The sequence below is a fragment of the Pseudoalteromonas sp. XI10 genome (assembly GCF_001469895.1).
In the GTDB taxonomy this organism is placed as follows: Bacteria; Pseudomonadota; Gammaproteobacteria; order Enterobacterales; family Alteromonadaceae; genus Pseudoalteromonas.
On record NZ_LOPY01000061.1, the window covers coordinates 199,711 to 217,912 of the forward strand.

An 18,202-nucleotide genomic window follows, 5' to 3' on the forward strand; every position below is an offset into this window, starting at 1 on the left:
TTATGAACGGATAGTTAGAAATTTCAACCTCTAGATGTTTAGATGTCCAAATGAATTTTAATTGTTTGAAAGCAAAGCCCATAAAAGCCTGTTTCGTTGACGTATACGCGACAGAGCCTCTACAATATACGCTATTAATTTTTCTTATAAATTGAAGGCTCCTTTCATGGTGTTACCAGATAAGTTTATATTCTCGATGAGTCGAGTTTCTAAGGTTGTGCCACCTAAGCGCACTATCTTAAAAGATATTTCTTTACACTTTTTCCCAGGCGCAAAAATTGGTGTGCTAGGTCTAAACGGTGCAGGTAAATCAACGTTACTTCGCATTATGGCTGGTGTTGACCAAGACTTTGAAGGTGAAGCTCGCCCTCAACCAGGCACTAAAATCGGTTACTTACCGCAAGAACCTGTACTAGACGAAAGCAAGACAGTTCGCGAAACAGTAGAAGAAGCAGTAAGCGAAGTTAAAAATGCACTAAACCGCCTTGATGAAGTATACAACGAGTATGCAATGGACGGTGCTGACTTTGATGCACTTGCGAAAGAGCAAGGCGAATTAGAAGCTATCATCCAAGCGCACGACGGTCACAATATCGACAACGTGTTAGAGCGTGCAGCTGATGCATTACGCCTTCCACCTTGGGATGCAAAAATTGAACACCTTTCGGGTGGTGAGCGTCGCCGTGTTGCGATCTGTCGTTTGCTACTTGAAAAACCAGATATGCTTATTCTTGACGAACCAACCAACCACTTAGACGCTGAGTCAGTTGCTTGGTTAGAGCGCTTCTTACACGACTACGAAGGTACCGTGGTTGCTGTAACCCACGACCGTTACTTCTTAGACAACGTAGCAGGTTGGATTTTAGAGCTTGACCGTGGTGAAGGTATTCCTTGGGAAGGTAACTACTCATCGTGGCTTGAGCAAAAAGATTTACGTTTACAACAAGAACAGAAATCTGAAAAAGCACGTCAAAAATCAATCGCGCAAGAACTTGAATGGGTTCGTTCAAATCCGAAAGGCCGTCAAGCTAAATCTAAAGCACGTATGGCGCAGTTCTCTGAGCTACAGCAGAACGATTACCAAAAGCGTAACGAAACGAATGAGCTATTCATTCCACCGGGTCCACGCTTAGGTGACCAAGTTATCGAAGTGAAAGGCCTGAAGAAGAGCTTTGGCGATCGCGTATTAATCGATGACTTAAACTTTGCAATGCCGAAAGGCGCTATCGTAGGTATTATCGGTGCCAATGGTGCGGGTAAATCAACGCTATTCAAAATGCTAAGTGGTGAAGAAACACCAGATAGCGGTGAGATCATTGTTGGTGACACTGTTGAGCTTGCAACGGTTGATCAGTTCCGTGGCGACATGGACGAAAGCAACACTGTTTTCCAAGAAATCTCTAACGGCCAAGACGTATTAAAAATTGGTAACTTTGAATTCCCAAGCCGTGCCTATGTTGGCCGCTTTAACTTCAAAGGTAACGACCAACAAAAATTCGTTAAAGACCTATCAGGTGGTGAGCGCAACCGTTTACACCTAGCTAAGTTACTAAAAGCAGGTGGTAACGTATTACTACTGGATGAGCCAACCAATGACCTAGACGTTGAAACACTACGTGCACTTGAGAACGCTATTTTAGAGTTCCCTGGCTGTGTAATGTGTATCTCGCATGACCGTTGGTTCCTTGACCGTATTGCTACACATATTCTTGATTACCGTGACGAAGGCCAAATTAACTTCTTCGATGGTAACTACACAGAATACGAAGAGTGGTTGAAGAAAACCTTAGGCGCAGAAGCGGCACAACCTAAGCGTATTAAATACAAAAAAATTGGCTAATTAGCTGATACTTAAAAAGCCCCTACTTAGGGGCTTTTTTGTTGCTGTAATCATTTCTCTCACTAATTTCATAATGATCTATACTGATTAGGTCACTAAGGTTGGAGATACAGCTATGAATGAACGCAGAGAGTTTTCGCGGGTATTATTTTCTTGCCCTGCGATCCTTCGTATCGAAGATAACGACTATCACTGTCAGTTACTTGATTTATCTTTGCAAGGTGCGCTCATTACTAAAAGTGATTCATTTTTAGTGCCTATTCATAGTAAAGCTGACTTAATCTTCACCCTGCCAGAATCAACTATCGAGATTAAAATGCAAGTGGAGCTGTGCCATGTTGAGCATCAGCATGCAGGCCTTCGCTGCGAACATATCGATATTGATAGCATTACTCACTTAAAACGATTGATTGAATTAAATCTGGGTGATGAGGCATTATTACATCGCGAGTTAGCTCATTTAATTCACACACCAGAGTAAACATTTGTCGGTAGATTCGTTATGCTGTAGCAAATTCAGCTATTCAATGAGCTATGCAGTTAAATCCCCACTTACCCTTGGTGTATCACCCAAATTACTCGTTTAGTTTCGATCCTAACCATCGCTTTGTAATGAGTAAGTTTGCTTATTTATATGAGCATGTACAAAACCTTGGATTAATAAATGACAATCTAACTCAACCGATGCTTGGCAGCCCTGAGCCTCTTGAATTAGTGCACTGCGAAAACTATATCCACGACCTTTGGCACAACCGCTTAGATGAAAAAGCAATGCGCCGTATTGGCTTACCTTGGTCAAAAGAGCTGATGGCACGTACCTTTACTGCGCCTCTAGGCACCTTACAAACAGCACGTTTAGCACTTAAACATGGCATTGCTTGTCACTTAGCGGGTGGCACTCATCATGCCCATACTGATTTTGGCTCAGGCTATTGCATGGTAAACGACCTCGCTTTCACCAGCGAAACTCTAATAAAAAGTGGTGAAGTAACCAATATACTTATTTTTGATTTAGATGTTCATCAAGGTGATGGTACCGCAGCAATGCTGGCGCATCAGCCCTACGCTTATACTTGCTCTATTCACTGTGAAAAGAATTTTCCGTTTCGAAAATCAGCCAGCGATCTAGACATAGGTTTAGCACCGAATGTCGCTGATAGTGAATACCTAGGCGTTGTTGACGATACGCTGAGTTATTTATTATACACCCTAAACCCAGATTTAGTGCTTTATGATGCAGGTGTAGATGTATGGCAGCAAGATGGCTTAGGTAAACTTGATATAAGCTGGCAAGGGATAGCACAACGCGACCATTTAGTTCTCAAACGTTGCCTTGAGCACAATGTACCTGTCGCAACCGTAATTGGTGGTGGTTATGATAAAGACCATCGCCGTTTAGCAGCTCGCCATGGCATTGTGGTAGAGCAAGCTGCTCGATTTTAAAAACAACAAAGAAAAAAGGCCCGGTGGAGAAAAAACCGGGCCTTTGCTACTGTAACATTGGGATATGTTAGCAACTTTTTTCTAAGTTAAAACAAGTAGCTGTGGAGCTACCGAATGGTAATCTAAAGCCATCGCTATGCTCAAAACCGTGATGTTTACAATTGAAAAAGCAAACACTTGGCGCGCCCAGCCGCTGACATCAATATTGCGACGATAGCCACGAAGCGCCATTAGCAACCACCAAAAACTCGTTGTACAAGCTACAGCCATAAAGGCTAAACCTGTATAACCACTAATGGTTAATAACATCACAACCAACGCATACACGGCGATATATAAAACAATGTGATGCTTTGCCTTCTCGATCCCCTGCGCTACTGGTAACACAGGAATTCTGGCCGCTTGGTAGTCGTTATAACGAAAGATTGCAATTGCATATGAATGAGGCATTTGCCATAGACTAAACATAACCAATAAAATCACAGCACCAGCATCAAACTGCCCAGTTACGGCACAATAACCCACTACAGGTGGTACTGCGCCAGATAAACTTCCTACAAAGGTGCCGTACACAGAACGACGTTTCATATATAAGCTGTACACACCTACGTAGATGACGTAACCAAAAGTAGCAAATAAGAGTGCCACTACGTTGGTATACACTGCTAATAACCCGAAACCAATAACACCAAGCACGATGCCATGTGCCATAGCCGCCTTTGCTGACATTTCGCCAGTCACTGTGACGCGTTTGCGAGTGCGCGCCATAGCAACATCAATATCACGATCAATTACGTTATTGATCGCGCATCCTGATGCCACTACTAAAGATAACCCTAGTAAGGTTGCGATCATTAACCATGGGTCAATATCACCACGAGAGGCTAGCAAGAATCCCCCCGCGACAGAGATCAAATTGCCCATGATAATGCCAGGTTTAGTGACATTTAAATAACGTCGAAACACTTCCTCGACTCCTCTAATTTTCAGCACAAACGCAATATTACGAAAGAAACTAGTTAGTAACAGACTGTGAGAACTGGAGACACAACCTCAGACTAACCAGCTCCTTTCGTAAATCTTTTACCAATTACCAAGTAATTGTTATTAGTACATCATCATGGCGTTCGATTCGTAGATGATCCACACCGACAAACCAACCACCATGACAATGATTAAAGCACTAAAGATAAACGACAATGAACTTGCCTTGCCGTCTTCAGTTTTGAAATTTAGGTGTAAGAAATATTTCAAATGCACCCAAATTTGCACAATCGCCATACTCACGATGCACCATGCAGTGGTCGTTTTAGAAAACGAACCACTCATCACAGCCCAAAATGGAATAGCCGTTAAAACCACTGACAGTAGAAAACCAATTAAATAGTCTTTAACGCTGCCATGTGATTGTTCATTATGTGCATTAACTTCTAAATTATTAATTACATGTGATTCACTGTGGCTCATTACATTGCTCCCATTAAATAAACAACGGTAAATACACAGATCCACACCACATCTAAGAAGTGCCAGAATAGGCTTAAACAACTTAGGCGTGTCACTGTTTGTGGGTTTAAACCACGACGCACAACTTCAATCACCAGGACAGTCATCCAAATAAGACCGGCTGTAACGTGAAGACCGTGTAAGCCCACTAAAGAGAAGAACGATGTTAAAAAGGCACTTTGCTGAGGGCCATTACCGTGCGCAATTAGGTGGTGGAATTCGTACACTTCCATACCAATAAACACTGCACCAAAGGCAAAGGTAACCAGCAACCAAGTTAACGTAGCCGCCTTTTTCTGCCCATGAGCAGAAATCATCGCAAAACCAAAAGTGATACTACTGAGTAGTAGAGCTGCGGTTTCAACCGCAACAAAATCAAGTTCAAAAATGTCTTTACCCGACACACCGCCAGCAGTGTTCATGAACAATACTGCGTAGGTTGCAAAGAATGATGCAAACAACAAACAGTCAGTCATAAGATAAAGCCAGAAACCAAATACGGTGTTACCACCTGTATCGTGGTGCTCATGGTCATGTGCATCGACATGACCGTGTGCGCCGTTCAAGGTGTCGAGTCCTGCAGAAATGGTACTCATGCATTCACCTCCTTCGTAGCGGCTGTATTGTGAGCCGTTTCTAGTTCAACAATTTCATCTGGTTGCACGTAGTAATCAACATCGCTGGTGTAACAACGCTTGATGAACACCACGATAGCACCCAGTAAACCAAAGGCTGCAAGCCACCAAATGTGCCAGATCATGGCAAAACAGAAGGTTGTTAAAGCTGCGCTCATTAATACACCTGCCGATGTATTTTTTGGCATATGAATTGGGCTATAAGAGGCTTCTTGCTTGTAAGCTAAGCCTTTTTCTTTCATGTCTGTCCACGCATCGATGTCATCAACATGTGGGATTTTCGCAAAGTTGTAGTACTGCGGAGGTGAAGCAGATGCCCACTCAAGGGTATGACCATTCCACGGATCGCCCGTTGTATCATCAAGTTGCTCGCGGTTTTTGAAGCTCACTACAAGTTGCACAACTTGGAACAAGATACCGAACATAATGATCACCGCACCGCCAGCTGCAATGTATAACCAAATGTTCCAATCAGGGTTGTTTGTGTGGTTTAAGCGACGTGTCATACCTAAGAAACCAAGTACGTATAACGGCATGAATGCCACGAAGAAACCAATTAACCAGCACCAGAAAGATCGTCTGCCCCAGCTCTCGTCAAGTTTGAAGCCCATTGCTTTAGGGAACCAAAACGCAAAACCAGCTAAATAACCAAATACCGCACCACCAATGATGGTGTTATGGAAGTGAGCGATTAAGAATAAGCTGTTATGTAATACGTAGTCAGCACCAGGAATAGCAAGTAACACGCCGGTCATACCACCGATAGTAAAAGTCACCATGAAACCTAAAGTCCAAAGGACAGGCACAGTAATACGTAAACGACCACGATACATAGTGAATAACCAGTTAAATAACTTAACCCCGGTCGGTACCGCAATAACCATGGTCATAACACCAAAGAAGGCATTAACGTTAGCGCTTGAGCCCATAGTAAAGAAGTGGTGAAGCCAAACGATGAAACCTAAAATCGAAATTGCACCGCTTGCATAAACCATCGACTTATAACCAAACAGGCGTTTACCAGCAAACGTTGAGATAACTTCTGAGAAAATACCAAACGCAGGTAAGATCAGAATGTAAACCTCAGGGTGACCCCATGCCCAGAATAAGTTGATGTACATCATCGCGTTACCACCTAATTCATTCGTGAAGAAGTGGAAATCGAGATAACGGTCAAGCGTTAACATTGCCAGTACAGCCGTTAAAATTGGGAACGATGCTGCAATTAAGATATTTGCCCACGTACATGCCCAAGTAAAAATAGGCATTTTCATTAATGTCATGCCTGGTGCACGCATTTTAAATACAGTCGCTAAGAAGTTTACCGATGTTAATAAGGTACCCAAGCCGGATATCTGCAAGGCCCATATATAATAATCGACCCCGACACCTGGACTGAATGACAACTCTGACAATGGTGGATATGCAACCCAACCCGTTTTCGCAAACTCACCAAAGAATAATGAGATATTGATTAGGACTGCGCCACCAGCAGTTAACCAAAAGCTAAGGTTATTTAAGAATGGGAATGCAACATCACGAGCACCAATTTGCAGAGGTAAAATGATGTTCATTAAACCAATCATAAACGGCATCGCCATAAAGATGATCATGATCACCCCGTGTGCCGTAAAGATTTGGTCATAGTGCTCTGGTGGTAAGTAACCACTTGCACCGCCGGTAGCCATTGCTAATTGCAGTCGCATCATAATGGCATCCGCGAAACCACGGAAAAGCATGATAAGCGCAAGAATGATGTACATAACACCTAAACGCTTATGGTCAATTGAGGTGATCCAGTCGTGCCAAATCACGCCCCACTTTTTATATTTTGTTACTAAGCCTGCCACTAACAGACCTAAGACAGCAACAACCGTCATGGTAACCATGATAATTGGTTCATGAAACGGGATTGCGTCTAATGTTAATTTACCTAACAACGACATGATTATTCCTCGTCCTCGCTGTGCTTCTTATGAGCTGAGTGCTCTGGCATAGCGTGTTGCATTGCACCGTGAGAGCCATGCGCTTGCATATATTTCATTACGATTGAATGGAACATATCTTTATCTACGCTGGCATAATATTTAACTGGGTCGTATTCACTTGGTTTTGCAAGTTCAACATAGCTTTGCTTAGTCAGTGCAGAGCCGGTGTTTTTTACTTTGTTAACCCAAGCATCGAAATCAGCTTCTGTGGCTGTTGCAATTGCATCGAACTTCATACCTGTGAAACCTGCACCACTGTAGTTAGCAGAAAAGCCTTTAAAAGTACCTGGCTCATCAGCGATTAAGTGAAGCTTTGTTTCCATGCCTGCCATTGAATAAATTTGGCTACCAAGCTGTGGAATGAAAAACGAGTTCATGGTGCTTTCTGAGGTGATTTTGTACTGCACTGGCACATTGGCAGGAAAAACAAGCTCATTCACTGTGGCGATACCTTGCTCTGGATAAATGAATAACCATTTCCAGTTCAAAGAAACAACCTCAACAGTAAGGTGCTTACCTTTACCCTCAAGTGGTTTATATGGGTCAAGTTGTTGTGTTGACTGCCACGTGATCACACCTAAAATCGCAACGATGATGATAGGAATGGTCCAAACTACAGCTTCAATCTTATTAGAGTGCGCCCACTTTGGAGCGTAAATTTCTTGATCTCGTCCATCACGGTATTTCCATGCAAAATAAATTGTCATGGCAATAACTGGAATCACAACAATCAGCATTAACACCGTAGCTACGATAATTAAGTACTTCTCGTCGACACCAATTTGACCTTTTGGATCGAGTACCCCGCCTTTACAGCCAGACAAAGCCAGCACTAAAGACGCTAGAGCAATATTACAAAGGTTTCGAATTGACAAAGGAATATCCTACAACCTAAAAGTTAACACTTGTCGAAATAAGAACACGACGCTTTTCTGCAACAGATGCTACAGATATCCCTCGGCTGAATAACGAGCACGACAAATAGGCACGCTAAAAAGTGAGGGATTTTAGGTTGGCTGACTGAAATTTGGGCGTAAAAATCCCACTAGGTGCTTAGTAAAGACAACTTAGAAAATGACTAAAATGGCTGAACTTAAGCAACAAAGCTTATTTACAGACAACCACTTACACGAGGAGGAGCACGACAGCCATGAGCGCTGTGTACTACTAAAGACTTTATCGTTTCACGCGCAGCGAAGGCCGCTTTACGTAAAATGACACCTGCACGACGCGCAGGGAAGAAATGGAAGACCAACCAGCATAAACCAATAAGTAATTGGCAAGACACCACAGGGTAAGCTAAAAAACTCAACACATTAAGTAAGGGTGTTTCGTATAAAGCACCTTCGCTTAATAAGCTTCTCAGCCCTTGAGCATCTTCTACTGTGCCGTTGATTAGCATCGCTGAATTAATCAGCAACAAGGCTAAAACTGACATTAGCTCTTTACCAGCAAAAAACGCACGCGCAGCCAATTGCAATCTAGCTAAGCTAGACTGTTTGACACCTTGTGACTGATTAATTGCTCGCAAAACTCACGCCTTTTTATCGCTTTTACTGCATTTTAGGTAAATGACTTACCCTATTTTTTAATGCGGTAACATGATCTTCATCAATAAAGTTTCAGTAATTACTGAAATTTCGATGTGAAGTATAACAAAGTCAACAGACGGTACAAGTAGAATTTAACAGCACACGGTTAAGTATTGTTTAGCCATTTGATAATAAACTGTAAAAAAGCCAAATCATTAAAGCTAAGTAATTAAAAGTAATACTGTATTTTATATAGCGAAAAGCAATGAAGAAAAAGAAAATAGCATAAAAATAGCGATTTAAAGCATACTTAGTCAGTAGCAATCAAAGCCTTAATACTGAACAAGGATTAGCCAAACCATAAAAAATATAATATTCTTGATGACATTAAAATAAAGAATAAAAGAGATAATTATGCGCCTATATGCACTCGCCACAGCCCTTTTAGCATTAAGTACCAGTACACTTGCAAGTACGATTGAAGATACCGCTGTAGCAGGCTTAGATAAACCTGCGATTTACTACGCCGATATAGAACCCCACCTAAAAAACGCAGCAAAACACCCAAGCGTTACACTAAAACAAATCGGCACCTCTTTCCAAGGACAGGCACTTAACTCTCTTAAAATCGGCACCGGCCCAATCAAAGTGATGATGTGGAGCCAAATGCACGGCGACGAAAATACAGCAACTGCTGCATTAATGGATTTTTTAAGCTTTATAACCGCAGATGAAAACGCACAATGGCTAGAAAGCTGGCATCAAAAAATAACTCTTCTCATTATCCCTATGGTGAACCCAGACGGCGCCGCAGCTCAAACTCGCCATAATGCACAAGGTATTGATTTAAATCGTGATGCAAAAGCCCTTCGCACAAAAGAAGGGCAAATACTCATGGCTGCTGCGAATGAATTCAAACCTGATTTCGGCTTTAATTTACATGATCAGAATGCATATTACGGTGCCGGCAAAATGGGTAAACAAGCCACTATCTCAGTGCTAGCACCCGCCTATAATGAAGCAAGAGAAGTAAATAAAATTCGTGGTGAGGCTATGCAGTTTATTGCCTATTTAGCCAAAACGGTTGAAACCATGATCCCTGGGCACTTAGGGAAGTACAACGACAGTTACTCTTATCGCAGTTTTGGAGATACTTTTTCGGAAAAAGGTATCCGAACTATATTAATTGAATCAGGCGCTTACCCAAACGATCCAAATCGCCAAATAGCGCGTAAGGTTAACCGTGTTTTATATAAAAAGACCATTGATTCTATAACTTCGGGGGAATGGCAAAGCGCTAAAATAGCCCAGTACCACGCTATTCCATTTAACGCTAAAGACAATTGGGTAGACTTACTAATAGACGATGTAACAGTAAAGAGTGAACTTGGTGATTACCAGATAGATATTGCAATAAACAACAAAGGACAGTCACCCATAATTAAAGAATTGGGTGATATAAGCAGTATCCGCCAAGGTTACACCAGTTTAGATGCAAGCAGCCTGAATTTTAAGGTAGGTAACAGCTTTGTATTAAATGAGTCGTTAACGCTTACCGAAAATAAATATAAAGAGCTTTTAATACAAGGGTATAGTTGCTTTTCAGGCGATATTAATATGCTAGAAAACGCCACAAATTGGCCAGTTTACGCATGCAAAAGTGTATTTACATCAATACCTTCACTTCATGCACCTGCCGCCTTTTTCTTACAAGCAAATGGCAAAAATAAGTACGCAGTTTTAGGGGCTGAGCTAATTAATTTAGATTGAACACGATTTAAAAGGACAGGCACTCTTTAAAGTGCCTGTTAAATCTCCAAATACCTTAAATTTGTAACCTAAAATAATAGCTGTGTAGGCAAAGCACCCTATTAGCTTAATCTAATAATAAAAACCAAGATAAAAGATTTAGCTTTATGAGAATTAAAAGCACAAGTTAGCTGCAAGTGTTTACAAAAAATAAAAGTCGAGAGAAATTTAAGGTTAACTAGCAAGTAATAACTTACAACTTGTTAGGTTACTTCGTCGCTTACGAGCAGTTTTACTGCAATAACTTTCAATAGCACCCACTCGACCTGCAGCTCCACGAAATAAGTTTTCAAATTGAGTTGTTAGTGTTAACCATTTTTCCGGTTCGAAATTCAGCCTTTCAAGAATAGGAGGTAAATTATGCTCTATATATCCAGGCTTATCCGCGCTGATACAACGCCCAGTTTGCTCCACGAGTAACAGGTATGACTTTAACTCAAAAGGTATTCCCTTTGATTTATACTTACTCATGCCACCAATAAAACGAGCTAGTAATTTAGGTTGCTTTGACTCCTTCGCGCTCTGGCATCGCTTTTTAAAGCTGGTATAGTCCGGTTGCTCCGGCGTGCTCGCAGCTTTAGCACGAACAGGGTTTAAATCAACATAGGCCATACATGCTAAAAGTGCTGACTCATCAAGCAATGCTTGGCTCTTAAATCGCCCTTCCCAAAAGTGACCTGTACACTCGTCTTCTTTATTTGCGCGTCTAGCTATATATTCATTAAGCATTCGCATAAACCAACTAATGCTCGAAAGACGCGCTCTGTATTCTGCAACCTCTTTCTTTAAGAAGACTTGTTGGCCGTCATTTAAAGGCTGACCATAAAGGTACTTTTGCCCTAAAGGGGTCATTTTACTGAGCTTAAACCAGCGTAAAAGAATGGCTTTATCCGATAACCTATTTGCTTTTTTATCATCAACATAAAGCACAAGATGAGTATGATTGCTCATCACCGCATAAGCACATACATCAATGCAAAATATCTTTGCAAGAAAAAGCAGGCGCTCCTCAACCCACCCTCTGCGGTGTTCATATGATTTACCGGTGAGTGCGTCTTCCCCACAAAGGTAGGCGCGTCTAACGCAACGGGATACGCAGTGATAATACTTGGTGTTCGACAAGCAGATTTGCCGCTTCCTTGCTAAAGCCATCGTCCACTCCTTGAACTGATAATTTGAAATGCATTAGCTGTAACTAAAGTTTAGACAAAATCTTCTTTGCTGCAAGAATAAGTTAACAGATAAAAGTGACTGTCCTTGTAAAATTTAGGTATTAAAAAAGCGCCTTTGGGCGCTTTTTCTGTGGTTAGAGAATTTGATTCTCTTTCCAGGCTTGTTCTTTTGCCATGCGCTTTTTACGCTTGTCACATGGGTCGTCACAGTCGCAGGCTTTGTCGATACCAACAGCGCCTAGGCCACCACAACTACTGGCCATAGATTTCTTTTGCACTATCATGCCGACAGCCATCGCTGCCACAATTAAAATGAGTAGACCAAATGTAAGAAGAAAAAGTGACATTGCTTTGCCCCTATCGTCAGCAATTAAATCGAGCCCAACTAATTAGGCTGCATGTATTATATACCCAAACCACCCCAAGGTGCGAGTTTCAGTTGGAATTAAAAGCGATTTAGGCAAGGCATTGATTGCAAGCAATAGTGGTTCTATTGTTAAAATCAATAACGCTGTATAAATCGCTTTTCAACCAACCCTTTGGGCGCTTCACAGGCGCTTACTCTCATCGTTGTTACTTTTTAAAAGGGACTGCCATTGTTGCAAAGTAACGCCTTGATATTAAGCACCTGTGAAACGCTGAATTCTGCATCTTGAGGTGGCTTGGGTATGCACTGCTTCTTGCCCTGCTACAAATAAGGTTTAAATGCAGGGCTTGAATAAGTTACTAAGCCATTGTCTGACTTACCAATTAAGTACACTGGCAAATCGTGCTCTTCAGCGTATTTCTGCGCTTTTTCCATGCCCATCACTGTGATTGCCGTCGCTAAGCCATCTGCAGTCATCGCTGATGGGTGTAAAACAGTAACTGATACCAAATCATGACGGCTCGGCATACCTGTTACAGGGTCAATTAAGTGGCTATAGGTAATACCATCCATTTCGTAAAAAATTCGGTAATCACCTGATGTCGCAATACCATTAGTACCGGGCTCAATTACTTTATGTACTTTACGCACGCCTGGCTCAGCATCAGGCTGTTCAATAGCTATTTTCCAAGTGATGTTGTTTGGCTTAATACCCGACACACGCAACTCACCACCAATTTCAACCATATAATTAGTGAAACCATGGCTTTCAATCACTTGTGCTACTTTATCAATACCATATCCTTTTGCTGTAGCAGAAAACGACAGCTCTAACCCATCAATTGTTTTCATCAGGCCAGCATCTGTAAGTTTAAGCTTATCAACACCAATTTTGGCAATCATTGCCTTCAAGGCTTCATCGCTTGGGCGTTTAGTCGGCTTTTTATCTGGACCAAAACCCCACAAGTCAATAAGTGGCCCCATAGTCACATCTAGCGTTTTTGTTGATTCGCCAAGGCGAATCGATTCAGCTACCACATTTCTAAAATCAGCACTTATTGGCATTACCTGTCCTGCTGGTAACTGGTTAAACTGGTTAATTTCTGAATCAGGAATGTAAGTCGACATAGATTGATTTACATCTTTAAGCACTTGCTTAATTTCAGGATGTAAATCAACACCTGCAACCTTTGAAGACTCTGCAAACACCTTAATATGATAAGTGGTGCCCATTGTCTTACCTTCAAAATAAAGCTCTTCAGCCTTATCAGCTTGGCTGCAGCCAGCCATGAGTAAAGTCATAGTTAATAGAAAAAAGGCCATCAAGCCTTGGCGATAAAACACTCTATTCATAGCATTCACCTTTTAGATACCACAGGGTTAGGTATAGAAATAAAAAAGCCTCGTAACACTATGTGCTACGAGGCTTGTATTCTAACCAAAACTTATTGTTTTGTGTATGGTGTTAGCCACCGAAGTCATCTAATAAGATGTTTTCGTCTTCTACACCAAGATCTTTAAGCATGTTGATAACAGCCGCGTTCATCATTGGAGGACCACACATGTAGAACTCACAATCTTCTGGCGCTTCATGATCTTTCAAGTAGTTTTCATAAAGTACGTTATGGATGAAGCCTGTGTAACCTTCCCAGTTATCTTCTGGTTGTGGATCAGACAGTGCTGTGTGCCATACAAAGTTATCGTTTTCTGCTGCTAAGCCGTCGAAATCTTCTACATAGAACATTTCACGCTTAGAACGCGCACCATACCAGAAGCTCATCTTACGCTTAGATTTTAAACGCTTAAGTTGGTCAAAGATATGTGAACGCATTGGTGCCATACCTGCACCACCACCTACGAATACCATTTCTGCATCTGTGTCTTTCGCGAAGAACTCACCGAATGGGCCAGAAATAGTTACTTTATCACCTTCTTTTAATGACCAAATGTACGAAGACATTTTACCACATGGAAGGCTTAGGTCTCTTGGCGGCGGCGTAGCGATACGCACGTTAAGCATGATGATGCCTTCTTCTTCTGGGTAGTTAGCCATCGAGTATGCACGAATTGTTTCGTCGTCTACTTTAGACTCCAGATCGAAGAAACCGAAGTGGTTCCAGTCGCCACGATACTCTTCTGGAATATCGAAATCAGCGTATTTAACGTGGTGAGCTGGTGCTTCAATTTGAATATAACCACCGGCACGGAAAGGTACTGACTCGCCATCAGGGATTTGTAACTTAAGTTCCTTGATGAACGTTGCCTTGTTATCGTTAGAGATAACAGTACAGTCCCACTTTTTAACACCGAAAATTGACTCTTCAAGTTCAATTTCCATGTCGGTCTTAACATTTACCTGACACGCTAAACGGCAGCCTTCACGAGCTTCACCTTTAGAGATGTGATCAAGTTCTGTTGGTAAGATATCGCCGCCACCTTCTTTGATGTGTACACGACACTGACCACAAGAGCCACCGCCACCACATGCAGATGAAACGAAGATACCTGAATCAGCTAGCGCGCCTAATAGCTTGCTACCTGCAGATGTTTTAATAGCTTTTTCTGGGTCGCCATTAATTCCGATGATGATATCGCCGCTTGCTACTAATTTAGATTTAGCACCAATGATAACTAAAACTAAAATTACAACGATAGCGATGAAAACACCAACGCCTAAGAAAATCTCATTCATGATTTATCCTCGCTACCTATTAAAGTGAAATACCAGAGAATGACATAAAGCCAAGACCCATAAGACCAACAGTGATGAAAGTGATACCTAAACCACGTAAGCCATCAGGAACGTCTGAGTACTTCATTTTTTCACGGATACCAGCAAGTAAAGTAATTGCTAGTGCCCAGCCCACACCTGAACCGATACCATAAACAACAGACTCGCCGAAGTTATAGTTACGCTCAACCATGAAAGATACCGCACCGAAGATCGCACAGTTAACTGTGATCAGTGGTAAGAAGATACCTAACGCGTTGTAAAGTGCAGGGAAGAACTTATCTAATGCCATTTCAAGAATTTGTACAAGTGCTGCAATAACACCGATGAAAGTCAAGAAACGTAAGAAGCTAAGGTCTGCTTCTGGGTAGCCAAGCCACTCTAATGCACCTGGTGCAAGAACAGCGTGATAAACCAAGTTATTTACAGGTACTGAGATACCTAGTACCACGATAACTGCCACACCTAGGCCGATTGACGTTGTTACTTTCTTTGATACAGCAAGGAAAGTACACATACCTAGGAAGAAGGCTAAAGCTAAGTTTTCAATGAAAACTGCTTTTACAAATAAACTAATATAATGTTCCACTGCTCGCCCCTTACGCTTTTGCTTCTACTTGGTCTTTCTTGAAGGTACGAAGTACCCAGATGAATAAACCAATAATGAAGAATGCACTCGGTGGTAAAATCAATAGACCCATTGGTTGATACCAGCCACCATTTTGAACTAATGGAATAATATCAACACCGAATAGTGAACCTTTACCGAATAACTCACGGATGAAACCAACAGTTAGTAGTACTACTGAGTAGCCTAAACCGTTACCGATACCGTCTAAGAAAGACATTAACGGTGGTGACTTCATTGCGTATGCTTCAGCACGACCCATTACGATACAGTTTGTAATGATTAGACCAACGAATACTGAAAGCTCTTTAGCAGTTGCATAAGAGAATGCTTGCAGTACTTGGTCAACAACGATTACAAGTGATGCGATGATCGTCATTTGCACGATGATACGTACAGATGATGGGATGTGGTTACGAATTGACGAAATAAACAAGCTAGAAAACGCAGTTACTAGTGTCAATGCGATTGACATGATTAGTGCATTTTTTAAGCTTGATGTTACCGCTAGCGCAGAACAAATACCTAGTACTTGTAATGCGATCGGGTTATTTGCGAATACCGGGCCAAATAGGACCGACTTCATTTCTTTAGTATCAGCCATTATTTCAACGCTCCTTCACGTACTTTCGCAAGGAATGGACCAAAGCCATGCTCGCCAGTCCAGAAGTCAACTGTGTGATCAACACCGTTTGAAGTTAATGTTGCACCAGAAAGACCATCGATTTGATGTTCGTTCTTCGCACCGCTCTTCATGATATTGATTGGTAACTCTTTACCTTGCCATTTAGCAGTCCATTGTGGATTTTGGATTTCACCACCTAGACCTGGCGTTTCGTTGTGCTTGAAGAAGTTGATGTTTTTAACTGTTTCACCATCGCTTTCAAGCGCTAAGAAGCCGTACATTACACCCCAAAGGCCGTAACCTTGGATTGGTAGAATGATTGCGTCTGTAGAACCATCAGGTTTCTTCGAAATATATACAGGTGAATTTTTTGTCATACGCTGAATACCAGCGATGTCTTTAATTCCTTCTGCTTTCAACGCAAAGCTACGAGCTTGGTCGAATTTTGTTTTCTCGAAGTCAAATGAGTTAGGATCAGCACCCTCAACAAACTCACCTGTGTTCATGTCTACAACACGTGCTTCAATTTTTGAGTTAAAGGTATCTGACACAGTACCTGATACTTCAATGCCTGCAGCCGCTAAGATATTACGTTGGATATCTTGTGTTTTGTTAGCTTGCTGTAAAGGACGAAGCTGAACTGAAGCAAACGATACGATGATTGCACACACTAAACATAGTGCAACAACAACGGTTAGCGTTTTGCCGATTGATTCGTTATTACTAGACATTACGTGCCAACCTCCGCTTGATATTAGCTTGCACTACAAAGTGATCGAATAATGGTGCAAATAAGTTAGCAAATAAGATTGCTAGCATCATACCTTCTGGGAATGCCGGGTTAACAACACGGATCATTACAACCATAAAGCCGATTAACGCACCGTAAGCGAACTTACCTTTGTCTGTGAATGATGCAGATACTGGGTCTGTTGCCATGAAGAACATACCAAATGCAAAACCACCAAGAACTAAGTGCCAGTGCCAAGGCATAGCAAATACAGCATTGGTTTCTGAACCAATTGTATTTAGTAAGAATGCCGTTGCAACCATACCTAGGAATACACCTAGTACGATACGCCATGAAGCGATACGCACGTAAATTAGGAATAAACCACCGATTAATAGTGCTAGTGTTGACGTCTCACCCATAGAACCTTGAATGAAACCGTAGAACGCATTCCACCATAGCTCCATGTTGCTGTAATCAAGTGAACCAACAACAGCTTGGCCAAGCATAGTTGCACCAGAGAATGAATCTACTGCTGTCCATACTGTGTCACCTGAAATTTGCGCTGGGTATGCGAAGAATAAGAACGCACGACCGGCAAGAGCAGGGTTAAGGAAGTTACGACCTGTACCACCAAAGATTTCTTTAGCGATTACAACACCAAACGTAATACCTAGTGCAACTTGCCATAAAGGAATCGTCGCAGGCAGGATTAGTGCGAATAATACAGATGTTACGAAGAAACCTTCATTTACTTCGTGCTTACGCACTGAAGCAAATAGTACTTCCCAGAAACCACCCACAGCAAACGTTACTGCGTATATAGGTAGGAAGAAGCAGGCACCGTAAAACATTTTAGCGCCCCAACCAGAGTCAGCAGTTAATTCACCACCGAATAATTGGAACAGACCAACTTGCCATGTGTTTGCTAGTTCAAAACCTTGCGCTAAAGCACCAGCGGCCTGATGACCGATGTTGAACATACCAAAGAACATTGCAGGGAACGTCGCCATCCACACTAAAATCATCATACGTTTTAGGTCGATGTTATCGCGAACGTGTGTTTTGCCTTTATTTACATAACCAGGCGTATAGAAAATAGTCGCTGCAGCTTCGTAAAGCGCATACCATTTTTCGTGTTTACCACCCGGTTCAAAATGCGGCTCAATATCTTCTAGAAATTTCTTTAAACCCAT

The 18,202-nt window shown here is 41.9% G+C and carries 18 protein-coding genes; 4 read left to right on the plus strand and 14 right to left on the minus strand.

The window, feature by feature from the left end; all coding sequences use genetic code 11:
- Positions 1-166 precede the first annotated feature (166 nt).
- The 3 genes from ettA (at position 167) to AUR67_RS19575 (ending at position 3,283) form a co-directional block, all read left to right on the plus strand.
- Complete coding sequence (gene ettA, locus AUR67_RS19565; protein ID WP_054562291.1) at positions 167-1,840, plus strand: energy-dependent translational throttle protein EttA; 1,674 nt, start codon at positions 167-169, stop codon at positions 1,838-1,840.
- Between the two features lie 115 nt (positions 1,841-1,955).
- The gene (locus AUR67_RS19570; protein WP_058586492.1) at positions 1,956-2,321 is read left to right on the plus strand and encodes a PilZ domain-containing protein; all 366 of its coding nucleotides are present in this window, start codon (positions 1,956-1,958) and stop codon (positions 2,319-2,321) included.
- Positions 2,322-2,374: 53 nt separating this feature from the next.
- Positions 2,375-3,283, plus strand: a complete 909-nt coding sequence (locus AUR67_RS19575) for a histone deacetylase (protein ID WP_058586493.1) — start codon at positions 2,375-2,377, stop codon at positions 3,281-3,283.
- An 81-nt stretch (positions 3,284-3,364) separates the two neighbouring features.
- Here AUR67_RS19575 and cyoE read toward each other — a convergent pair whose 3' ends face one another.
- The 6 genes from cyoE to AUR67_RS19605 all read right to left on the minus strand — a co-directional run bounded on the left by cyoE (position 3,365) and on the right by AUR67_RS19605 (position 8,943).
- Positions 3,365-4,249, minus strand: coding sequence for a heme o synthase (cyoE, locus tag AUR67_RS19580; RefSeq protein ID WP_054554292.1), 885 nt, complete (start codon positions 4,247-4,249; stop codon positions 3,365-3,367).
- A 141-nt stretch (positions 4,250-4,390) separates the two neighbouring features.
- The gene (gene cyoD / locus AUR67_RS19585) at positions 4,391-4,750 is read right to left on the minus strand and encodes a cytochrome o ubiquinol oxidase subunit IV (protein ID WP_058586494.1); all 360 of its coding nucleotides are present in this window, start codon (positions 4,748-4,750) and stop codon (positions 4,391-4,393) included.
- The gene (gene cyoC / locus AUR67_RS19590; protein WP_058586495.1) at positions 4,750-5,385 is read right to left on the minus strand and encodes a cytochrome o ubiquinol oxidase subunit III; all 636 of its coding nucleotides are present in this window, start codon (positions 5,383-5,385) and stop codon (positions 4,750-4,752) included. The genes cyoD and cyoC overlap by 1 nt, the downstream gene beginning before the upstream one ends.
- Complete coding sequence (gene cyoB, locus AUR67_RS19595; protein WP_058586496.1) at positions 5,382-7,370, minus strand: cytochrome o ubiquinol oxidase subunit I; 1,989 nt, start codon at positions 7,368-7,370, stop codon at positions 5,382-5,384. Before cyoB ends, cyoC begins: the two co-directional genes overlap by 4 nt.
- 2 nt (positions 7,371-7,372) lie before the next feature.
- Positions 7,373-8,287: a ubiquinol oxidase subunit II gene (gene cyoA, locus AUR67_RS19600; protein ID WP_054562298.1), complete on the minus strand. Its 915-nt coding sequence runs from the start codon at positions 8,285-8,287 to the stop codon at positions 7,373-7,375.
- A 236-nt stretch (positions 8,288-8,523) separates the two neighbouring features.
- Positions 8,524-8,943 carry a hypothetical protein gene (locus tag AUR67_RS19605; protein ID WP_058586497.1) on the minus strand — a complete coding sequence of 140 codons (420 nt, stop codon included), beginning with the start codon at positions 8,941-8,943 and terminating at the stop codon, positions 8,524-8,526.
- A gap of 415 nt (positions 8,944-9,358) precedes the next feature.
- Here AUR67_RS19605 and AUR67_RS19610 point away from each other — a divergent pair, with 415 nt between their 5' ends.
- Positions 9,359-10,714, plus strand: coding sequence for a M14 family zinc carboxypeptidase (locus tag AUR67_RS19610; RefSeq protein WP_058586498.1), 1,356 nt, complete (start codon positions 9,359-9,361; stop codon positions 10,712-10,714).
- Between the two features lie 213 nt (positions 10,715-10,927).
- On the opposite strand, the gene AUR67_RS19615 is transcribed toward AUR67_RS19610, so the two are convergent.
- The 8 genes from AUR67_RS19615 to AUR67_RS19650 form a co-directional block, all read right to left on the minus strand.
- A complete protein-coding gene (locus AUR67_RS19615) occupies positions 10,928-11,905 on the minus strand; it encodes a transposase (RefSeq protein ID WP_058586499.1) in 978 nt (325 codons plus the stop codon).
- A 154-nt stretch (positions 11,906-12,059) separates the two neighbouring features.
- Positions 12,060-12,272 (minus strand): (Na+)-NQR maturation NqrM, encoded by a 213-nt coding sequence (gene nqrM / locus AUR67_RS19620; protein WP_036966498.1) that lies wholly within the window; start codon positions 12,270-12,272, stop codon positions 12,060-12,062.
- Between the two features lie 341 nt (positions 12,273-12,613).
- Complete coding sequence (locus AUR67_RS19625; RefSeq protein ID WP_058586500.1) at positions 12,614-13,645, minus strand: FAD:protein FMN transferase; 1,032 nt, start codon at positions 13,643-13,645, stop codon at positions 12,614-12,616.
- 112 nt (positions 13,646-13,757) lie between these two features.
- Positions 13,758-14,984 (minus strand): NADH:ubiquinone reductase (Na(+)-transporting) subunit F, encoded by a 1,227-nt coding sequence (nqrF, locus tag AUR67_RS19630; RefSeq protein ID WP_058586501.1) that lies wholly within the window; start codon positions 14,982-14,984, stop codon positions 13,758-13,760.
- A gap of 19 nt (positions 14,985-15,003) precedes the next feature.
- Positions 15,004-15,612 carry an NADH:ubiquinone reductase (Na(+)-transporting) subunit E gene (gene nqrE, locus AUR67_RS19635; protein ID WP_016708692.1) on the minus strand — a complete coding sequence of 203 codons (609 nt, stop codon included), beginning with the start codon at positions 15,610-15,612 and terminating at the stop codon, positions 15,004-15,006.
- Positions 15,613-15,622: 10 nt separating this feature from the next.
- On the minus strand, positions 15,623-16,255 hold the full coding sequence (locus AUR67_RS19640) for an NADH:ubiquinone reductase (Na(+)-transporting) subunit D (RefSeq protein WP_054554281.1): 633 nt from the start codon (positions 16,253-16,255) through the stop codon (positions 15,623-15,625).
- Positions 16,255-17,007 carry a Na(+)-translocating NADH-quinone reductase subunit C gene (locus AUR67_RS19645; protein WP_054562304.1) on the minus strand — a complete coding sequence of 251 codons (753 nt, stop codon included), beginning with the start codon at positions 17,005-17,007 and terminating at the stop codon, positions 16,255-16,257. Before AUR67_RS19645 ends, AUR67_RS19640 begins: the two co-directional genes overlap by 1 nt.
- The gene (locus AUR67_RS19650; protein ID WP_054554279.1) at positions 17,000-18,202 is read right to left on the minus strand and encodes an NADH:ubiquinone reductase (Na(+)-transporting) subunit B; all 1,203 of its coding nucleotides are present in this window, start codon (positions 18,200-18,202) and stop codon (positions 17,000-17,002) included. The genes AUR67_RS19645 and AUR67_RS19650 overlap by 8 nt, the downstream gene beginning before the upstream one ends.